The organism is Ekhidna sp., from assembly GCF_039940915.1.
In the GTDB taxonomy this organism is placed as follows: Bacteria; Bacteroidota; Bacteroidia; order Cytophagales; family Cyclobacteriaceae; genus Ekhidna.
In genome coordinates this window covers 1,304,919-1,326,549 of the sequence record NZ_JBDVFO010000002.1, presented here as the reverse complement: position 1 = coordinate 1,326,549, position 21,631 = coordinate 1,304,919, and the positions used below count along the sequence as shown (strand labels likewise).

Genomic DNA, 21,631 nt, shown 5'->3' with positions numbered 1-21,631 from the left:
AACCTATGTGAATCTACGCACCAACAAAAATCAAACGACAAAGTCCCAATCTGTTGCTGGCCATGTGGCTCAGCGAAAGGCCAATAATACCGGTATTCCTGACAACTTAAAATCTGGAATCGAAAACCTATCCGGTCATTCCATGGATGATGTGAAGGTTCATTATAATTCTGCACGACCAGCTCAACTGCAAGCGCATGCTTTTGCCCAAGGCAACCAAATCCACCTTGCTTCTGGTCAGGAAAAACACCTTCCACATGAAGCTTGGCACGTAGTGCAGCAGAAGCAGGGAAGAGTGAAGCCGACGATGCAATTAAGGTCAAGCGTGCCAGTCAATGACGATCCAGGTTTGGAGAAGGATGCGGATGTGATGGGTGAGAAGGCATTGCAAATGAAGGCAGTTTCTAGCGATCATTTGAAATCTGTTTCGATACCAAAAATTGTCCAGCGGAAGACCATTCTTGAGTTAAATGCTTTTTCACAACCTCGGATTGGTGCTCATGCAAATCTGGGCCAAATAAAAAACAACTATGCGACACTCGTAATTAGGGCTACTCATACAGGGGATATGTATCACCTAAAGGCAGCCAGAGCCTTATTTCCAAACCTCAACGTCTTGATTTGGGGCGTAACCCAAGCAAATAATCACGCTACTTTGAATTCAGCCTTTCAAATAGCGAGTTATATCAACAATCAGGGGCATTGCTACTACACTGATCTCCCTAAACCTACAACCGGAAACCCGCCAACCAATCAGCAGCTTGGAGCGGTGACTCACGGTAATGCCATTGGTTGGCACCGATGGATAGATGAAGGGAGGAGCACATCGATGATTATGGCCGCCAATGAAAATTCTGGAGATCATGGAGCTACTGAAAAAAGAGTAGTCAGGGAAGGAACAGCGCCTATTGGCAATGCATTTCAAAAATTTGATTTCAGTTTAGCACTAAGAAATCATGGGTTCAGTCATGGACAAAACTATGTCTTGGTAAACTTTAGAAATTCAGGACATGGAGCAGGTACTGCCCCTGCGCTAGATACAGGGACCACAGGATATGATGAGATAATTGCACAAGTAAGGCATCATATCCCCGGAGCCACAATTGTTCCAATGGGTGACCTTTTGCCGGCGGGCGGCGGCCCGTTTCCAGCCAACCTAGTCGATTATTGGACCTGGCCTGGAATCAACACGCGAGAAAAGCAAGCCGGCCTACTTAGGTACCTCAATGAAAACTATAACATAACAGGAGCAGTTGGAATGCGAAGTGGTATTATGGATAGCCTCGCGTTTGCGGGAATAAAAATAGTTTCGATTGACATTTCTCCTACTAAACAAGGAAACACCTCAAAAGGCTGGGAGAGAGGATCTAAATTGGAAAAGGCCTATGGAACAGACTATGGAAGAGTATTTGTCAAGCATCAGCGCGTTGGAGAGACGGTAGGAGGTAATCCATGGGTAGGCTCATTCCATGCAGCAGACAGAGCAACCATTGGAACTGCGGTTAATAACTATCTGGGAACGGGGGCCATTGCAATTGATAGAAAGGATGCCTCACACCCATTGTCAACGCACGAACTGCATGCATTAATCAATCGAGTTGCAGGTGCTGTCGTACCAGTACCAGCAGCACCACTTCCCGCTCCTGTCGGTAATCTCTTGGCTCAAGTCGAACGCACCAGGATTAATAAAATTAGAGATTTGGTCACAGCAAATTATACGCATGTTCCAAACGCGGCAGCTTATAGAGCTATTCTTGATAACTTTTTAACATTTCCTACACCTTGATGCAGCTTTGGTTTATTCGTGAGAACTACGGGTAACCTTTCTCTAATTTTGGTATTAACCCCTGTGAACCTGCGCACCAACAAAACTCAAGCATCAAAAACACAATCTGTCGCTGGCCATGTTGCTCAGCGGAAGGCCAACAATACAGGCCTTCCAGACAACTTGAAATCAGGAATCGAAGGATTGTCAGGCCATTCCATGGATGATGTGAAGGTCCATTATAACTCTTCACGTCCAGCCCAGTTACAAGCGCATGCTTTTGCCCAGGGGAATCAGATTCATTTGGCTTCAGGGCAGGAAAAGCATCTGCCACATGAAGCCTGGCACGTGGTGCAACAGAAACAGGGGAGGGTGAAGCCAACGATGCAATTAAAGTCAAGTGTACCAGTCAATGACGATCCGGGATTGGAGCATGAAGCGGATGTGATGGGGGCTAAAGCTTCTAATCATGTACTTCAAAAGGCGGCCTCTAATAAGTTGATATTGCGATCACCTTTTTCCGATTTAGCACAACTAGTTAGGAGAAATCGGAAACGATGGACTTCTGCTCAAAGAGAACAAAGTAGAAAATTTTGGGATAAGAAAGAGGCAAAGGAGAAAAGAATGGCAGATAGTGCCTTCATGCGAAACGAAGTTATCAAGCCAGACAAAGAGCAAGGTAACAAGGAAGAATTGCCTCTGGATATTAAAGGGAATTTCCCTTTGGAGGATAAGATAGATAAAGTAATTCTACAAGGATCTACAAAAACTGGAGAACACCAAGATGTGATTTGCACACTCTCGTCTGGGAAGAACTTACGTTTTTCTAGAAATCAAGCAGCTGATACAGCACAATTTGGAGCTGACCTTGGCAGAATGGCCACAATAAAAGTTTTTGCCCCCTCATCTAAAAAAACCGTGAAAGATGCGTTAAAAGCATTTAGACAAGCGCACGACGCAATTCCATGTTATTTTCATGGAGATTGTCAGTCCTTTGCCGATAAAATAGTTCATAATCTAACTGGGAGCAGCACTGGATTTGGTCATGACTCTGATGACGATCTATTTAGTATGTAGCCTCATAATGAAGCTAGGCTGACGAATCAATTAATTTATTATTTCAACTTCCGTACATTTTCTTTCAACGTTTCATTTCCTATCTCATTAAAAATCTCCTCAGCCTTTCCATCATTTCCCTCATCTTCATCTGTCAAATACAACAACCCTAAATACCATCTGGCCTGATCTTGAAACAGGTGATCGGGATCGTTGACCAACTGAACAAAGACATCTTCGGCGGCATCAAAATGTTTCAATGCGAAATGGCTAACTCCCAACATCAACTGGGCTCGATAATCATCAGGTTTTTCTATCAATAGTTTTTCAAACTTTGAGATGGCAGAATCAAACTCCATGTCTCTGTAATGTATCGTTCCCATCATGTAGTTGTCACTATCTTCGATTAGGCCTCTTGGTGTAGTCTGGATGATATAAGGTTCGAAAAACTCATCATAGATTTCATTTGGTGAAGCTGGTTTGGCAATGGTCCAAATAATCCAGGAAGCAGAGATGAGCAAGGCTACAGTTGCTGCAATCTTCAATGGACTGAAACCACCAGAGGTAGTACCATTGAAATAGTCCTCACTGGTTTCGTCTACAATCTTCCGAAAGATATTCAAGTCACTTTTATCACTGATGGCTTCAGAAAACTCACGCTCCAGCTTCACCCTTTTGCGTAGTGTTTCATCTTTTTCTAGACGGTCTTCAAATCGCCTCAGCGCTATACCTTCCAGTTGCTTGTTTAAATACCTTTCGATTTGATCGATAGTATCCTTATTCATTGCTCACCAATAGTTTATACTCAGGATCATTTTCAATGGCCTTAATAAGACTTTCCTTACATTGAAACTTACGTTTTTTAGCATAAGATACGCTTGCAAACCCAAAGTGCTCTGCGATACGCTTCATGTCTATGCCGTTAAGAAACATCTTCAGAATCTCCTGGCACTTTTCGCTGATCTCGTTAAACTTCTTGATATAAAAGTTGTAGCGATCAATTTTAAGTACCGTATCCTCCAGTTCCTCCTGTGCAATGTTGTGAATTTCGTCAGAAGTACCCATTGGATGATTTTTTCGCTCGCGTAGGCGCTTCTTCCAAATATTTGAGCTTACAGCGTGCAAGTAGGTTTTGAATTGGCAGGTGAGCTCAAACTCTTTATTCGATACATTTTGGAAGATGGCCATCATGGCATCCTGAAAGACATCTTTGGCATCATCTTCTGATCCTGAGTTTTTGAGGATGTGACTTTTTACATAAGGGTAGAAGTTTTCATAAACCTCTTTGATGGTTTTTTTCTTGCCTTTTCTCAATCCGTCGATAATGGTATCGTCGGAGTTATTTCTTAAAAACTCTATACTAATCATTACAATAGTGCAAAACGGTGGCGATTCAATTAGATGTGTATGTGATTTTAATCCAATAACCTTTCAGTTGCAAACTATTTTCAATAATTTGTAAGACACACATCGCCAAAACTGAACCGCCATGACTCACTATCTGCCGGCAATATTTATTGTCCGGAGAGGATCACTATCTCTCTGTCTATTTATAATATTACCGTTATTTGAAATAAAATCAAATCCTACGTTATCTGGATTGTATTTAGATGAATGTCTGACGGAAAAAGCATCCATGCTTGACTTAGCACATCTATATTTTGAAGGCATCCTTGATATTGAAATGGATGGATCAATGAAAATTTCTGAAGTGGCGAATGAAGAAAGGATGATCAATAAGTTTTTGGACTTGCTGGCCACTGTAAGACAATTTAAATCTTCAGTTTCTAGAGATGTTGAGTCCGCCATGCTTTTAGGGGATTTAATTGAACGCATGGAAATAGATATTGCATTGTTGGATGAACTGTGTACCAGTGATCCACTATCTCCCTATGTAATGGATTATGCTTACTTGGATAGAAAAAGCAGTTACTACGCTATTATGCTTGATTGGATGATTGATGGGGTAGCAGATGGGCTTATGGAGGAGCGTGACCTGACGTCTTTCTTTAAGGTGGTACTCCATTTTCTGGATGGATTTTATGCTTCGGGTCTTATCAACGCCTTTCGGAAAAATGAGCAAACAGAAAAGCACAATCTGCTGGAGAAGATGCTTGGTTACATTCATCAGTCTGATGCAATAGAGAATCGCAAATTCCTGATCAAGCAGATATTCAAAGTAAGCAGGCAAGGTGAGGTAGCGAGTAACAGACATGCTTTGTCCTTGAGTAGTGGCTACTCTGGTGTTTTATCTGAGTTATTGGCTCAGATCGAAGCAGTTGAACAGCCATTCTATCAAAAGAATACCATTGATAACCTAGTGAAATATCATCGTATAATAAACGGACTAAGAGAAAAATACCTGAAGATCATTCGATCAATGAGTCCTAAGGAAAATCAATCAATGGATAGGCTTACGAAAAACTTAGAAACAACGACTATCGTTTTTTTTTCAGGAGAAAATTATACGCATCAATATGTTGAGAACTCAAGCAAGTTTCAGTTGATCCAGCATTCGAAGTGCATGATAGCTCAGAGTGTCACTGACGTCATAGAAGAAATGGATCAAGCACTTTTTGAATTCAGTGGAAGTGCACATTCTTTGAAACATATGCAAGGGTTATTGAGGTCTATGTCCAGCAGCATTATCCAACCCATCGAAATAACACTTGATGATAAGATACGCATCATTGCAGATGGTCAGTTGTGTTTTTTTCCATTCGAAATGTTGATGACAGATGAAAATAAATACCTGTTTGAATCACATGAAATTATGTATCAATTTGATTTCAAAGAAACTAACGAGATGGTTCATTTGGAAGATATTTACAACGTCAAGGGTGAGTTTGACGGCAAGCTAAGACTTGCCGGATTTACTGGATATAACGAATTATCATTTAAAAGATTTAAGGCAATAGCCTCAGATAACTCTTTGCTCCACTTGGGCACACATCAAATCATGGTAGAGGATGAACCTTATATTCTATTGAATAAATCAGATTCAATGGCTCGAAGTGACTGGTTTAATGTCCCCGATATCATGGGTGTGTTAATGAGTATGTGTGCGGGATTTAGAGGTCGGTTAACGTCAGGCGAAAATGCAAGAAGCTTTGGGAATAGAGCTTATGAATCAGGCGCTGAGAGTATCATATCTAGTTTGTGGTCAGTGGATGATTACGCTACTGGTCGTTTGATTGAGCAGTATTTCGACTATCTGAACAAGGGAATGTCCAGCGGGAAAAGCTTGAGACAGTCCAAGCTTAAATACCTCGCTGAAACAGATGCATTTCACAGACACCCGGTTTTTTGGGCAGCATTCGTTCATTATGGGAGTAATTATTCAATGGAAAGAAAGCCCAATTACCTACTTCTTTTGTTTTTATTCCTGCTTCCCATTCTGGTACTCAAATTCAAAATCCGAGTGAGGTACTGATGTCACTTGTTGTGAACGGATTTTAGGGGGATTTACATTACCTGTTGCCTTCTTCATGTAAAAACGCAACAGGACTGCTATGAACGCTAAGACAACAAATGCCGATAAAACTTTTTCTGGGCACAAATTCATCCTTTCCAAATATGGAAACTATCTGAGAGAAAGACTCTCATCCGTTTATAAAAACCATTTTCCATTTGAGGAACTCAGCCCTTTGGATAATTATTTGAATGATGAAGGAGTGTACGCTGAACAAGACCGTTCAGGAAATCCTAGAATCAGCGTACACATAAAAATGAATCCTCTGCGAATAGAAGTGCGGGAACTAGCCAACCAAAGAAAGCAGGTAGTCTGGCAAATGATTGGTGGTTAAATACCCACCCACAGCTTTACTCATCTCTTAAAATATCCGCAGGGTTAGTCCGCATTGCTTTCCATGTTTGTGTACCGATGGTTAGCCCTCCGATCACAAGTATGAAGAGAAAGGCGATGACAATGATGTCATATCCTAAGCTAATTCGATAAGCAAATAATTCAAGCCAGGCTCTGTTTCCAAAGAAGGAAATGAGTCCACCTATTGCGGTAGAAATGATGATCATTATGAAAAAGCTTCTGCCGAGTATAATCATGAGGTTCTTGCCGTTTGCGCCAAGTATTTTTCTAATCCCAACTTCTTTTAGTCGTGTTTGTATGGTGTAAGTGGCGATGCCCAATAGACCCATGCCTGCGATTACAATGCTGAGAATGGATATGAGACCAACGATGTATACAATGTCATAAAACATGCTGTAAAATTCTTCTATTTGCTCATCGAAGTACTTGTATTCAAAATCGTGATTCGGATCAAATTCAGACCAAGTACTTTCCAATGCTTTCAGTTCTTCAATGCTATTCAAGCCAGCAACTTTGACTTGAGCGTACGTGAATTCCTCTGGATTGTATCGCAGGAGCATGGGGCGTATTTCCATGTACAAGATCATGTAGTTGTAATTTTTGACAACACCCACAATGTTTACATGCGTACTGTCGCTAAGGATGATGTTGCTCCCTATTGCCTCTTCATTGTCTGCAAACCCCAAAGCTTCCACCGCTTGTTCATTGATGATAACCTCTTTTTCTTCTTGCTGGTCAGGGGTGAAGTTGGTCCCCGCTAAAAGCTCCAGTTTGAGGTTGTCGATGTAGCGTTCATCTACTGAGAAATAATTGTATTTATCTGATTCATCAGTGATGCTTTTTCTGACTTCAATATCGTCGTGAGTGCCTGTGCTTGGGATGTTATTGGCACCAGACACAAGATCTACAAAAGCGAGCTTTTCGAGCTCTGGCTTTAGCAAATCAAAGGCCTGTCCCTGCAAAGAAATATTGACAATGTTTTCTTTTCTGAATCCATAGTCTCTGGTTGCCATGTATTTTATTTGACGATGTACCAAAGTCGCAGATATGATGAGAACCACTGATATGACCAATTGAGAAACAATGAGGAATTTTCTGAGACCAATTTTTGACATCTTTGGACCTTTCATTCCTTTCAAGGCATTGATTGGCTTGACTGCAGACATATACAGAGACGGAAAAAAACCAGTGACTAGCCCGGTAACCAAACTAAACACCAAAAACTGGAGGTATACCATGGTATCGGGATTTAGTTCCCAGTTTAGCATCGAGCTCATATTTAAGCTCTCGAATGCCGGAATGAGCAATTTGAGCAAACCGATAGCCAGGAGAAGGGAGAAGAGTGAGATCAGTACCGCTTCAATGATGAACTGCATGACGATCTGTTTTTTTGTAGATCCCATTACTTTCCGAACGCCTATTTCTTTGAACCTGGTGAGCGACCTTGCCGTGGTGAGATTTGCATAGTTGAAGGCGGCACATGTCATGATCAAAATGGCAAGTACCACAAGTCCGTAGATGAAAAACTTCGGCATTGACTGCCCAATTTGATTGCCCATCAGCGGCCCAGGGGTAATGTCCGTCATTTTTTGGACACCAAATCGCACTTCATATTCTGAGTCTTCATTGTAGTTTTCATCAGCAATTCGATTCAGTGCGTTTTGAAGCTCTTTTAGGTTTACACGGTCTTTAAATTTGAAGTAGAGCCATCCGGTGGACAGTTTTTCCCAGTCGGGAAGCGACTCGCTGAGGATTTTTTGTTTTTCTAGTGCAGCCCTGGTGCTGAAAGATGCCAATGACTCGAATGTGATGTGTGTTTTTCCAGGAATCTCCTCTAAAACGCCTGTTACCTTGAACTGGCCAAGTCCTTCTATAGCCAAATCTTGACCAATCGGATCTTGGTCTTTGAAAAACTTCTCTGCAATGTCATTTCTGAGGACTACAGAGTTTGGATTTGAGAGAGCTGTTTTGGGATCTCCTTTTGCAAGTTTGAAATCGAAAAGTTCAAAGAAAGTTGGAGTAGTGAAATAACCGGAAATAGCTAAGGTTTTACCATTTTCGACCACTTCTCCGCCAAACCCACGGGCAAACTGCACGAGCTGTTCTATGCCAGCATATTCGTTTTTTAGTTTGTCTGCCAATGGCATGGGGGTGGTAGCGATGGCAAGGTTTATCTCCGAGTTTAAACGTTCATGTGTGATTCGGTAGATGGCATTCCTTTGCGAATGAAATTCATCGTAGCTGTTCTGATCGTCAATGGTAGCTAAAATGAGGAGACATACAGCCATAGAAATAGCTAGCCCCACCACATTAATGGCAGTGAAGGCTTTGTTTCTTCTGATGTTTCTCAGTGCTACAAGTGTGTAATTCTTAAACATAAGCATTGGGATAAAAGTCCTTTTAGTCGTTTTGTTTTTGAGTGTATATTGGTTGATGAATCTGATGATGTCCATCCAGTATTTGAAATCAGAGATAATTTTGGAGTGTGACTCGCGATACATTTCGTAACGTTCATGCAAGTCTCCCATGATGGATTCAGCGAGCTCATTTTTACAATACCCACTGAAAAATCGATCGGCCAGCTTAGGTGGTTGGAGATCTTTTGGGCTTCTCATGGTGTATCAATTACTATTTTGGGAATCTTAGACCACAGGTGGTTTCTTGCATTTTTCGCCTCTATCAGTGCCTCTTTCCCCGCACTGGTAATCAGAAAGTTCCTTTTCCGTCTTCCCCCTCGCGTCTTAGAAGTTCCGCCGACTTTAGAGTTTAGCAATCCTTTTTCTTCCAGCCGATACAATGCTGTATGTACACTGCTCATTGTAACTGATCTTCCCAATTCTTCTTCTATTGCAGTGGTAACCGATAGCCCGTAGGCTTCCTCATTTTGTGCCGCTACTACCAGTAAAACGATTTCTTCAAACTCACCTAAATTAAATCTCATCTTTTATTACCCATTTGTAAAACAAATACGAAGATAAAAGTAAATGGTTGTTTTTTCCAATGAAGATACCTAGTGCAAAAGCTCAATTCGACCTCAGAGTGGATGTCTGAGGCCGAAAGTCGTTTATCTAAGAATGAATGATTTTGCTTAAGTCAGCATTTTCTTTGCGATTTTTCGAAATGGATTTCGCTGTTTTCAATCCAAATAATGGCCTGATAAAAGCGATTCTTTTGATGACAAACTCATAGGTAAGCATGCTTCCTGCAAAAGTGAAAATGTTCACTATGAGAAATATCCCGAAGGAAGAAGCCATGTTAAGCGGAAACAGCACAAAGCAAGCTAAGTATATGAATGCCATGTGGATGATATACACTGGATAGGCCGCTTGACTTAGATAGGTCAGTGCTTTACCTGGATGGTTCAAGTGCTTGTACCCAAAGCCGAAGACGGTGAATATCCACAGGTTTGATTCAATGGCCATTAGGTAGTCGGAAGTTCGTAATTCAAAAGCAAGCAACCTCACCAGGTAAAGAACGAAAGCTGCTGTGAATAATGGCCACCTCCATTTGGTCACCGTCTCCCAAAATGTATCACCACTGTAGACGAGACAGAAGCCAACAAGAAAAGCAATCATACCCAGCGCAAACCCGTGCATGGAGAGCGCATACATCTCGAAACTTTCGGGTTTTACTATTTCGGCTTCCAGGATGAAGGGAACAATCAGCACCAATAGACCCAGAGGATTTCTTAGTAGTTTTTGAAGGAAAATGCGAACCTTCCCGTTCGGGTTTTTCTTGAGGTAGAAAAAGATCGGTGACAAAAGGAGAACATAAATAAAGATGTTTCCAAGGAACCACAGATGCGCCGGACTGAAGCTGTAGGCGAGCTCCTGATGGTAATATTTTTGCCATAAGAACACATGTATGGGTACGATTGCAGCCATTCCAAAAACATATGGAAGAAGAATTCGCTTAGATCGTTCGATAATCAATTGTTTCCAGCTTCTCCGTTGGATAGCAAAGCACACCCCCATCCCAGAAACGAAGAACAAAAGAGGGATTCTCCACACATTCAGCATCGACATGGGGAGGAAAATCGCCTCCGAGGGTTGATTAGTTTGAATGAAACCAATGAACACGCCCCAGGGCTGAAAAGCTATTGCCACATGGTAAACGAGAAGCAATCCAATGGCGATGACTCGCAACCAATCGATATCATATCTTCTTCCTGACACCATTACTTGCTTGCTTTGATCATTTCCACAATAACCGGACGTGTTTCTTCGATCACCGCATAGTCGAGCTTCAAACCGAATGGTCCCAAGTCTCGACTAACCTGATCATAAAAAGGCTTAACCTCATTGAACGGACCGACAATTGACTCCATCGCTGTAGATCCGTAGTTGTTTCGGGCTGAAGTGTCCGCGCCCTTGTCTAACAACATTTGAACGATCTCTTTTCTACAAAAGAAAGCGGCAGAGTGTAGCGGGGTAGATCCATCACCACTTTTGATGTTCAAATTCGCCCCCGCTTCGATTAGCAGTTTGGCAACTTTAGGTTTTCCGAATATTGCAGCAATGGTCAAGGGAGCAGAACCAAATTGGTCCTTTTGGTTTAAATCTGTCTTGGCGGCAATGTGCGCTTTAAGTGCTTCCACATCACCTAAAAAAGCGGCTTCATGAATGGTCATTTTAGGTGCGTCGTTAGATGCTTCTTCCGTTTCTTGGCTGTTGGATTCACAGGAAGTGAAAGCAAATAGTGATAATAGCATACAGGAGAAATAACTTTTTCTGATAAAATTCATCGATAAAAAATGCATAGTGTTTGTGTTTTAAAATTTTGATACCACAAAGGTCTGAGGAAGGAAGAGCGGATAGTTATGAGCTATGTGACAAGATTTGTCAACTATGAATTATCTCTTGAAACTATGGTTCAAGACTATAAACTATGACGCAAGAGTCTGTTTTTTTCGTTGCTGAACCAGTTTATTTGGCGAATATTGTAGCATCTTATTTTTAAGAACCTATGAGTGATTTTTTACATCCGCAAAACGATTTTCTGAAAAAGGTGATAGCCATTATTGAAGAAAATCTAGCGGATGAGCACTTTGAAGTAACTGATCTCGCTTCGCAGCTAAACATGAGCAGATCAAATCTATTACGTAAGGTCAAAAGCCTTTCCGGTCTATCAGTAAGTGTCTTCATAAGACAGGTGAGGCTGCAGCATGCCAAAGAACTTTTAAAACAAGAGCTGCTTACTGTTTCCGAAGTTTCCTTTAGGGTGGGTTTTAACAGCACGTCTTATTTCACAAAATGCTTTCGTGAGTTGTTTGGATATCCGCCGGGTGAGGAGAGAAGTCAGCCAACGACAGAAGTTGAATCTCCGAAGAGTTCAGCTGTTACGAAAAAGAGATCCAGAGCGAAGATATTGGTCATTGTTGGGGCACTGATAGCTAGTATTTCGACCATACTTCTGACCCGAGAGTCTGCAACTTTCGTTGAGTTGGATAAGTCAATTGCAGTACTACCATTTAAAAATGACAGCAATGATTCTTCGAATGTCTACATCATCAATGGACTGATGGAAACCATTCTGAACAACCTACAAAAAGTAGAAGATCTGGATGTGACTAGTCGCACGACAGTTGAGAAATACCGAAACGCTGTTCAAACGATTCCTGAAATGTCAAAGGATCTCGGAGTGAGCTACTTTGTAGAGGGGAGTGGTCAGAAGATTGGAAATCAAATATTATTGACTGTTCAGTTGATTGATGGAAAGAACGATCGACACATTTGGTCTCAGCAGTACAAGCGTGAAGTAAGCGATATATTCAAATTGCAACAGGAAGTGGCAAAAATTATTGCCAGTAAGATTGAAGCAATTGTTACGCTCGATGAACAGCTCCGGATAGAAAAAATTCCAACAGAAAATCTGGTTGCCTACGACTTGTATCTCAAGGGGCAAGAATTTTTGAAAAGCGAAAGTGCTAATGGCTTGAATACAGCTATTTCGTATTTCGAAAAGGCGATTGAAGAAGATGGCGAGTTTGCACTTGCCTATGCCTACATAGCAATATGCTATTACTACCTGGATATTTATCAGGCAAATAAGCAGTTTGGGCTTGAAATAAATACCTATGCAGACAAAGCACTTCTGTACGATGAGGAACAGCCTGAAAGTTTAATCGCCAAAGCCCTGTTTTACATGCAGGATCAGCAGTATGAGTTGGCTGCCAGTTACTTTGAGAAAGTCCTTTCCTATAGTCCGAATTCTGGTTGGGTGCACAACAGGTTGTCAGATATCTACAACGACTATATTCCTAATACGGAAAAGTATTTGAAACACGCACTTCAAGGGATCAGAGTAGCCATTTCTGATCAGGATTCGACGGAAGCTAGCTATACATATCTCCATCTAGCCAACGCCCTGATAGAAACAGGCTTTGTTAAGGAAGCCGAAGTGTTTGTCATTAAATCACTGGATCATAACCCTGAAAATCTGTTTTCAGAACACTTGTATGCTTTCATCAAATTAGCGCAGAATTTTGATTTGGAAAGGACAAAAAATGAACTTATCGCCCTCTTAGCTAAGGATACATCGAGACTAGACATCCTGCAGTCAATAGGAAAGATATGCTATACCATGGAAGATTATGACGAAGCGTGGAAGTACTACGAAAAGTTTATCGTGATCAAAGAAATGTATAAGCTGGAGGTCTACGAAAGCGAAGATGTCAACATTGGATACGTCCTTGATCAGCTTGGTAGATCGGAAGAGGCAAAACAATTCTACGACAACCATTTGGAAAATGCGAAGAATAATCAGACCATCTACAGACCGTTGAGTATAGGCGCTTACCATGCTGCAAACGGTGAAGTAGAAGAAGCCATGGAATACTTCAAGGCATTTACAAGCGAAAGAAGCTATTTCTACTGGTTGATTTTATTTCTAGATAAAGACCCGGTGATCCTTCAACTTTCCGGGCATCCTGATTTTAACGAAACCATGCAAACGATCTCAGAGAATTTCTGGACGCAGCATAAAGAGATCCGAAAGATGCTTGAGGAGGAGGGGGTGATATAGCCTGGCTGCTGTTGTTTCAAGTCGAATTCCAAATGCCCAGATCATAATAAGAAAGTGTCTTTTAAGCGAGTTAGAGCAAATTTTTACCTTGGTGATAGCTGATTGAAAACAAAAGAACCAGCTACCACTGGCGCTGGTTCTAACTTAAACGTATGAGAAAAACTACTTTTTTATCTCAGGCAGTAGAATAAACTCCGCATAGTTGCGATCATCAAAATAAGCGTTAGCCGCATTCTTCAAATCTTCAGAGCTTAGATCTTCGATTTTCTGTTCTGCATTGAGCGCATCTTCTGGGTTGGTGTCATATACGTAAGCATTCTTGAGAATACTTTCCCAGTAGCCATTGTATTTCTTTCTATCTCTGAGATTGGTCAATTCAGCCTTTTTTATCTTTTCCAAATCAACAACTGTGGGGCCATTCTGCTTGATTTTATCTATTTCCTCCAGCACTTTTGATTTCAAAGCGTCAATGTTTTCGGGTGCGCAGGTAAAGCGTACATTCATGCGATACCAATGGTATGGCCTGTCTGTTGCAAATCCCGAAACCTGTACACCATACACGCCGGACATTTTCTCTCTCATTTCTTCATTGAGCTTGATTCGTAAGAGCTTTGCAAGGAATGTCATTTTACTTCTTTCCTCCAGAGAGTAATTAAGCTTGCCAGTGAATCGCATGTCAACTTTGCTCCGGTCATCAATCCCTTTTATTACGGTCTCTTTTATTATTCCTTCTGGACGTCTCAGGCCTATATCCTTCCAGGTGCTCATTTCTTCGGTATTTGATGGAAGACTCCCCAGGTATTGCGTTACGAAAGCTTTAAGTGTTTCCACTTCAAAATTTCCTATGAATATGAATGTGAATCCATTGGCTGAAGAAAAGCGCTCTTTGTAGAATTCGTAAACCTGATCAAGTTTTAATCCTTCTTCGATTTGCTCTTCTTTCAGTGAAACCGCTCTTAAATGATTTTGAGACATTACCTCACTTATTCTATGTTCGAACTTTGTGTTTGGGTTGTCATCGGTGTTTTTTGTAATAGCAATCATTTTTGATTTCCTACTTTCGAAGACACCCTGATCCTTGTTTGGTGAGGTGAAGTAAAGATGTGTCAGCTGTAACATTCGTTCTAGGTCAGCATACGAACTTGAGCCTCTGAAAAGATCGTCGTAATAATTGATGTATGGGGTGACACGTACGGTCTTTCCCATGTTGAGTTTTTTAAGGTCGATGGAAGAGATGCCATTTACGCCGCTTGCTCCGATAATGCCGCTCGCGTTCCTGGCAGATACATACAAATCATCTGGAGCTACGGAGCTACCACCTGGTCGAAAACCGCTCATAGATATCAAATCATTTTGCAATTCGGTGGGTTTCACGATGACAGTTACTCCATTGGCAAATCTCCATTTGGTTGCATCAACTACATGGTTATAGCTTGTTTCAACAATGGTGCCTGGCTCGGGCTTATTTGCCATCAAGGCAACGTTGGCCAACTTATCTTCGTAAGGGGCAATTTCTTTCGTCGATGTATTTTTTAGCGCTTTGATGAGCTGTTCTTCATTGGGAAGAACCACTGACTCTTTGTCTGGAGCGTTCAAAACCATGGCTATGTTTTGTTCTCCGATCCATTTTTTGCCGATCTGATTCACTTCCTCAATGGTAATGTCCGGTAAAACGCTTGCATAGAAGTTATAATTGAACTCATCTCCCGGAATTGGTCTCTTGTCAGTAAAGTGATCAGTATACTGCTCGAGGTAATACCTAGAGGATAATTTTCCTGTTTCTTTTCTGAGGGTATTTGCGTTGTTCAACAATACAGCCTTGTATCGCTCAAGTTCGGAAGCGGCAAATCCATGTCTTCTGGCACGCTCACTTTCTATTAGCAGTGCTTCAATTCCTGCTATTACGTTGTTTTCTTTAAGATTGACCCTGAGGAAGTAACAGTCCTTATCAGCTAAAAAACTACCAATGCCTGCAGCTGATGAAAGAAAAGGAGCATCCGTGCTTAGCTCTACTTCTGATAGTCTTTGACGTAGCATCCCTGTGTACAACCGCTGAAGTACCTGAGTTTTATATTCTTGGAGCGTTTTCTTCTCTTTCTTCTCTTTCTTGTAGTAAATGGATGCATTTACACTAGTTGCTTCTGGGTCTGTAATGATCGCCACAGCTGGCTCTTTGTTTTCAGGAATGCCATAATATATTCGTTCTCTTTTCTTTCTATTGGTAGATTTTAAGCTCTTGAATATTTTTTGAATTTGTTCTTCTACTTCATCGACATTGAAATCCCCGACGAGAACAAGTGCCATCAAGTCTGGTCGATACCAGTCTCGATAATATCGTTTCATTGCATCATATTCAGAATTCATGATTACATCGAGTGTGCCTATTGGCGATCTTTCTGCATACCTTGAATTGTTTGCCAGTATGGGTATTGATTGATAATACATACGCATACCTGCTCCACTACGGGCGCGCTTTTCTTCTGCTACAATGCCTCTCTCATTGTCGATCTCTTCATCTGAAAATGTAATACCATCGGCCCAATCACGCAGTATTTGAAGGCTGGTGTTAAATACTTCCTGGTTGTCTGTGGGGATGGAGAGTTTGTATACTGTTTCATCAAACCCAGTATGAGCATTTAGGTCAGCTCCGAATTCGATTCCCATGTTTTGTAAATAATCAATTAAGTCATTTTTCTCAAAATTGGTGGTGCCGTTGAAGGCCATGTGCTCTACGAAATGGGCGAGACCCAGTTGATCCTCATCCTCTACGACTGAGCCGACATTGACAATCAACCGCAGTTCTGCTTTGTTGGCAGGCTTTTCATTTGATCGTAAGTAATAAGTGAGTCCATTGCTCAACTTTCCAATTTTCACCGAGGGATCAATAGGAATTTGTTGATTGAGATCAAATGAGGTTTGACCCATCAAAAGATGGACGCAAAAACTCATGTACGCGAAGAGGAGTACGTTGATTTTTTTCATTTTGAGAGATATTTTAAATGTCGAATTGATTTTTTTTAGGCAATCACCGATGCTTTGAACGGCAGCAACAAAGGCATTTGCGTGAGTTTAAAACAAGACACCCCTGCTAGGCAGGAATGCCCTGTTTTTGCATATGAAGAGTGATTCTATTTATTCGTAACCTGGGTTTTGATCTGCTAATGAAATCTTCGCATTGCCGTTGATTTCCTCCTCTGGTATTGGGAGAATGTATTGATTGACACTTGTAATCGATGGTTTCAACGTCATTGCCTTGCCAAAGCGAATAGCAGCAAACCATTCACTACCATTTTCAAACGCAAGTTCTCTCACTATTTCATCGAAGATGTCATCTCTTAGTTCTTCGATCGTAGTGGCAGGGGAGTCACCAATGCCTGCACGGTTGCGAATGATATCCAAGGGAGCTTTGCTATCTGCCAAAGTCGCTCCACTAAAGGCCAATCCTTCTGCTTGAATGAGATACATCTCCGCAAGGCGGATGTAATATGTAGGCCGGAAATTATCCACGTTGTTTACTTTCAAACCAGTTGCTGATAATGCACTTGTGTAAGTGAGTGGCTGTCTTGGGTCTCCTGCCATTAGGGTAGCAAACCATGTGGTACCAGCTCTACCAGTATAAAAGCGCTTTCTGTTGTTTTGATCTGCATCTGAGTTTTCATCTCTATGCGTCATCAAAATCATCTCAGAAGAGTTTAACCCATTGTTAAATACAGAAGCAAAACCTGCTTCTGGTGTTCGTGTACCATCAGTGATGACTTCACTTGCCAGAGCGACAGCTTGTGCATAATCTCCCTGAAATAGCAATACTCTTGCCTTCAGCGCTTTGGCGGCCGTTTTCGAAGCCCTGTAAGTGACTGAAAAATCAGGTGCGTTGGCAATTGCAAAGTTCAAGTCACCCAGAATCATCGCATAGCAATCCACAACTGAACTTCTTTCCTTTGCTCTGGTTACAAAGTTGGAAGGTTCAGTTCTTAGAACTATGCCTAGACTGCTCGATTGGTTATAAAATTGTCCGTAATATCGCAGCGCATCGAAAGTTGCCATCGCTCTTAAGAAGTAAGCTTCTCCTAGAATTTCAGCTTTGTTATTTCCTGAAAATTCACTGTCAGGAAATTCAGTAGTAAGCTTGATTACGTTGTTGGCTTGATCTACTACTTTGTACAGTGCTAGCCAAAAGTTCTTGACGTGTGAATTGTCAAAGAACAAATCATTTTCTCTGAATTGATCATGACTACTTCCAAATCCTGAGCGGCTCATGGATCCAATAAGTGCACTCGGAATGAGCTCGTAGTTCATGTAGTAATATGAGCTTGTTCGTGATATTATTTGGCTGTAAACGCCATTTAGTAGTGCTTCAGCATCACGTTCATTTTCAATTACATTTTCTGGTACTAGATTATTTGGAGGATCATTTTCCAAAACATCTGTTAGCTCGCATGCGGAGATTGAAAACAACACTCCTATATATATGATTAAATTTTTCATGATTCTTCTTTTTTTGTTAAAAACCAATATTTACGCCCATGGTGAAAACTCTAGCTATAGGAAAGCGATTGTTGTCTCTTCCTGCACTTATGTCATTATTGAACAAGTTGGAAGCTTCAGGATCTGCTCCCGGATAGTCAGTGATGGTAAACAAGTTTTGGGCTGTCAAGTATATGGATGCACTGTTTACTATACCCATCTTTCCAGTCATTGTCGGAGATAGTGTATATCGCAGACTCAGTGTTTTCAATCGTACATATGAAGCATCGTAGACATAATGACTTGATGTGCGATCGTTGTTGTTTGGATCACGATAAACACTTCTTGGGATGTTACTGTCTCTGTTTTCAGGAGTCCATGCGTTTAAAACATCCGTTACTTTGTTCTCTCCGAAAAAAGTACTCGCGAAATTTTGACTTCTTGCCAAAGCAAAAGCGTCCAGGTCATTGCCAATGGAGTAAGTAAAGAAGGCTGTTAAAGTAAATCCTTTGTAGTTCCACTCACTGTTGAAACCTCCAAAAAAATCTGGTTGAGTATCTCCAATGACTTGCTGGTCCAAGCTTGTGATTCTACCATCAGGTACCCCATCAGGACCAGTAATATCTCTAAATCTTAAATCACCAGGGGATGTTTCATCATCTTGATAAAACCCAGTAGGGGAGCCAGTGTTTAGGGCGTCAATTTCATCTTGTGTCTGAAAGATTCCTTCCGCTACATAACCATAAATTAAGCCAATTGGGTTACCTACTCTCAATCTACCTCCACCACCAAAACCAGTCAGAAATCCATTCTCATCTTTGAAGTCGTCTGATATGGCAGTAAGTTCATTTTGGTTTTTGCTAATGTTAAAAGAGACATTCCAGTTGAAATCGTCTTTCGTAATAATGTCCCCTCTGAGTTCTATTTCAATACCCGTGTTTTTGGTATCTCCCACATTGGCAATGACTCTTGCTGTTCCAGAACTTCCAGGAGTAATTGCTGTGAAAAGTGCATCATGGGTTTCTTTGATGTAATAATTGAATACCCCTGACAATCGGCCATCGAAGAGTGTATAGTCCAATCCAACATCGAATTGGTTAGTTGTTTCCCATTTCAGCTGATCGTTACCAAGTTGAGATTGGATCACAGATGGCTGCCCACCATAGTTTGAGGATTCAAAAAGTGTCCGCCAAGCGTATGGACCAAAATCTTGTTGTCCTGTTTTACCTAAGCTGGTTCTTAATTTAAGCTCAACAATTGGCCTGATGCTAGAGAGAAAAGGCTCTTCGGAAATCCTCCACGCAACCGCCGCTGCTGGAAAAAATGCATACCGATTATCAACTGCAAATTTTGATGAACCATCCATTCTGGCAGATAGTGTCACTAAATACTTATTGTCATATCCGTAGTTGATGCGACCGAAATAAGATGCTAATCCTGAACCGGTTTGATCTGAAGAACCACTTGTAAATACTGTGGCGTTGGATATGTTACTCAATACATCGTTAGAAAATCCTTCTCCCCAAGCCTTATTGAAAGACGAACTGGTTCTTTCAAATGACGCGCCTAATACAGCATTTATGTTATGTACATCAATGATTTTATCATAGGTCAATGTGTTCTGAAAAAGGGTATTTGTGAATCTGCTTCTACTTTCTTGTGCATAGCCATCACCATCACCAAATCTTCGATCCCAGCCACCGCGAAAGGTGAATTTTGGATAGAAGGACTTTTGGTTTCCATTGTTGTAATTCAATCCAAAGAGGGTTTTTAAGTTTAACCCTTCAGCTACTTTGATTTGCGTGTAGAATGAGCCTAAAAAGAGCAATGTCTTATTGCCAGTAAAGGACTTTGTACGAGCTACCGGATTTTCTTGGGTATACTGCGCTGAAAATGAATAATTTCCATCCTCATCAAATACCGGGACATCTGGTCTGAAATCATACATGAGTTGAATGAGTGATCGATCTGCAGAGTTCTGATCTGTATGCGACAAGTTCATGGATGACCCAAATTGGAAAATATCGCTAAGCTCTGTGTCCAGGTTAAGGTTGAAGGAGTATCGATCAAAACCTGTGTTGCTAAGCACCCCATCTTGATTGTTGACCCCGATTGAAGTGCTGTATCTTGTCTTTGCAGACCCTCCCTGTACATTTAGGTTAAAAGTGGATGTGAGCGGATTGTTAGGGCTGATTTCATTTTCCCAATTCGTATCAGCGTCACCAAAGTAGCTTTCATCTAAAACACTGGTAGCAAATGCGTCGGTTGAACTTCCATTTTCTACTGCAGTTGTCCATACTTGCTTAAACTGGTCAGCGTTGAGCACAGAAAGCGTATTTGCTTCTTGTGAGCTTATAGCAAAATCAACGTTGAACCTTGGAGCAGTAGCGTAAGCCCCTTTCTTAGTGGTGATGATGATCACACCGTTTGCTGCTCGCGAGCCATAAATTGCAGCAGCCGAAGCATCTTTAAGTACGCTTATGGATTCAACATCTGCGTTGTTTATGTTACCAAGTGGGGTACTGAGTCCTTGTTGATCCAATTGATTTCCCAATACTCCGCCTTCCGGCCCACCAACGGGGATGTTACTATTTGGCACCACCGGTATTCCATCAATAACATACAAAGGTTGATTTGAACCGAATATAGAAGAAGTACCTCTGATTCTAACTCTGGATGCTGCGCCAGGCTGTCCTGTAGCACTAGAAATATAAACTCCTGCAACCTGGCCTTGAAGTGCATAATCCAGATTTACTGTTGGCGCTTGATTAGTGATGCTTTTAGCTTCTATCGTACCCACTGAACCGGTCAAAGCCTCCCGAGTGGTGGTTCCATAACCAACAACAACGACTTCACCAAGACGGGCTAAATCTGCTTTCAATACCACATCGATGACTGTCCGACTATCAACGACTACTTCGGTAGAAACAAAGCCGACATAGGAAATAGCCAGTATATCGCCTTCATTGGCTACTATTCTATAGTTGCCATCAATGTCTGATTGGACACCATTTGTCGTCCCTTTGATTAAAATAGTTGCTCCCGGTAGCCCTTCGCCGTCTTCGCTGGTGATTTTTCCAGATATAGCGACTTGAACAATTTTCTTTTTGACAGGGGGTCTCGGTTTTAATACAATCTGCTCCTCGAAAATTTCGAACGAGGTATTGGTGTTTTCGAAAAGCTTAGTGAGGATGTTTGAAAGGTACTCTTCATTAGCGTTTACGGAGACTTTTCGTTTATAGTCTACCTCTTTGTCGTTATAGAGAAATTTGTATTCCGTGAGCGACTCAATTTTGCTCAGCACATTCTCTACACTAACGTTTTCAAGATTCATACTCACAATGGTTTTCTGACCAAAAGTGTTGTTGGCATAAACCTGAAATAGCGAGCTGATAATTAGTAGAGAAGTAAGTTTCATTTTTAGATCGATTTTGAATCGAAAAGAAGCAAGCTTCTTTAGCTCAATAAAAATTTTCATACTTTTGTATTTGGTTTGT

At 41.3% G+C, this 21,631-nt stretch carries 14 protein-coding genes; 5 read left to right on the top strand and 9 right to left on the bottom strand.

Annotation, left to right across the window (positions count from 1 at the left end):
• Positions 1–7 precede the first annotated feature (7 nt).
• A complete protein-coding gene (locus ABJF57_RS10885) occupies positions 8–1,786 on the top strand; it encodes an eCIS core domain-containing protein (protein ID WP_462228918.1) in 1,779 nt (592 codons plus the stop codon).
• Between the two features lie 63 nt (positions 1,787–1,849).
• Positions 1,850–2,842 (top strand): eCIS core domain-containing protein, encoded by a 993-nt coding sequence (locus ABJF57_RS10880; RefSeq protein ID WP_462228916.1) that lies wholly within the window; start codon positions 1,850–1,852, stop codon positions 2,840–2,842.
• A 38-nt stretch (positions 2,843–2,880) separates the two neighbouring features.
• Here ABJF57_RS10880 and ABJF57_RS10875 read toward each other — a convergent pair whose 3' ends face one another.
• Positions 2,881–3,606 (bottom strand): tetratricopeptide repeat protein, encoded by a 726-nt coding sequence (locus tag ABJF57_RS10875; protein ID WP_462228914.1) that lies wholly within the window; start codon positions 3,604–3,606, stop codon positions 2,881–2,883.
• Positions 3,599–4,189, bottom strand: a complete 591-nt coding sequence (locus ABJF57_RS10870; protein ID WP_462228912.1) for an RNA polymerase sigma factor — start codon at positions 4,187–4,189, stop codon at positions 3,599–3,601. The genes ABJF57_RS10875 and ABJF57_RS10870 overlap by 8 nt, the downstream gene beginning before the upstream one ends.
• 121 nt (positions 4,190–4,310) lie before the next feature.
• Between ABJF57_RS10870 and ABJF57_RS10865 the strand changes: the two genes are divergently transcribed.
• Positions 4,311–6,254, top strand: coding sequence for a CHAT domain-containing protein (locus ABJF57_RS10865; protein WP_462228910.1), 1,944 nt, complete (start codon positions 4,311–4,313; stop codon positions 6,252–6,254).
• 79 nt (positions 6,255–6,333) lie between these two features.
• Positions 6,334–6,627 (top strand): hypothetical protein, encoded by a 294-nt coding sequence (locus tag ABJF57_RS10860; protein ID WP_462228908.1) that lies wholly within the window; start codon positions 6,334–6,336, stop codon positions 6,625–6,627.
• Between the two features lie 16 nt (positions 6,628–6,643).
• Here ABJF57_RS10860 and ABJF57_RS10855 read toward each other — a convergent pair whose 3' ends face one another.
• The 4 genes from ABJF57_RS10855 to ABJF57_RS10840 form a co-directional block, all read right to left on the bottom strand.
• Positions 6,644–9,262 carry an ABC transporter permease gene (locus tag ABJF57_RS10855; RefSeq protein ID WP_462228906.1) on the bottom strand — a complete coding sequence of 873 codons (2,619 nt, stop codon included), beginning with the start codon at positions 9,260–9,262 and terminating at the stop codon, positions 6,644–6,646.
• Complete coding sequence (locus tag ABJF57_RS10850) at positions 9,259–9,588, bottom strand: PadR family transcriptional regulator (RefSeq protein WP_462228904.1); 330 nt, start codon at positions 9,586–9,588, stop codon at positions 9,259–9,261. The genes ABJF57_RS10855 and ABJF57_RS10850 overlap by 4 nt, the downstream gene beginning before the upstream one ends.
• Before the next feature lie 127 nt (positions 9,589–9,715).
• On the bottom strand, positions 9,716–10,825 hold the full coding sequence (locus tag ABJF57_RS10845) for an acyltransferase family protein (protein ID WP_462228903.1): 1,110 nt from the start codon (positions 10,823–10,825) through the stop codon (positions 9,716–9,718).
• Positions 10,825–11,358, bottom strand: coding sequence for an ankyrin repeat domain-containing protein (locus ABJF57_RS10840; protein ID WP_462228901.1), 534 nt, complete (start codon positions 11,356–11,358; stop codon positions 10,825–10,827). The genes ABJF57_RS10845 and ABJF57_RS10840 overlap by 1 nt, the downstream gene beginning before the upstream one ends.
• A gap of 254 nt (positions 11,359–11,612) precedes the next feature.
• Here ABJF57_RS10840 and ABJF57_RS10835 point away from each other — a divergent pair, with 254 nt between their 5' ends.
• Positions 11,613–13,670 (top strand): helix-turn-helix domain-containing protein, encoded by a 2,058-nt coding sequence (locus ABJF57_RS10835; RefSeq protein ID WP_462228899.1) that lies wholly within the window; start codon positions 11,613–11,615, stop codon positions 13,668–13,670.
• 162 nt (positions 13,671–13,832) lie between these two features.
• On the opposite strand, the gene ABJF57_RS10830 is transcribed toward ABJF57_RS10835, so the two are convergent.
• From ABJF57_RS10830 to ABJF57_RS10820, 3 genes are all read right to left on the bottom strand, one after another.
• Positions 13,833–16,652 carry a M16 family metallopeptidase gene (locus tag ABJF57_RS10830; protein ID WP_462228897.1) on the bottom strand — a complete coding sequence of 940 codons (2,820 nt, stop codon included), beginning with the start codon at positions 16,650–16,652 and terminating at the stop codon, positions 13,833–13,835.
• 150 nt (positions 16,653–16,802) lie between these two features.
• A complete protein-coding gene (locus ABJF57_RS10825; protein ID WP_462228895.1) occupies positions 16,803–18,155 on the bottom strand; it encodes a RagB/SusD family nutrient uptake outer membrane protein in 1,353 nt (450 codons plus the stop codon).
• A gap of 16 nt (positions 18,156–18,171) precedes the next feature.
• Complete coding sequence (locus ABJF57_RS10820) at positions 18,172–21,612, bottom strand: TonB-dependent receptor (RefSeq protein ID WP_462228893.1); 3,441 nt, start codon at positions 21,610–21,612, stop codon at positions 18,172–18,174.
• Between the last annotated feature and the right edge of the window lie 19 nt (positions 21,613–21,631).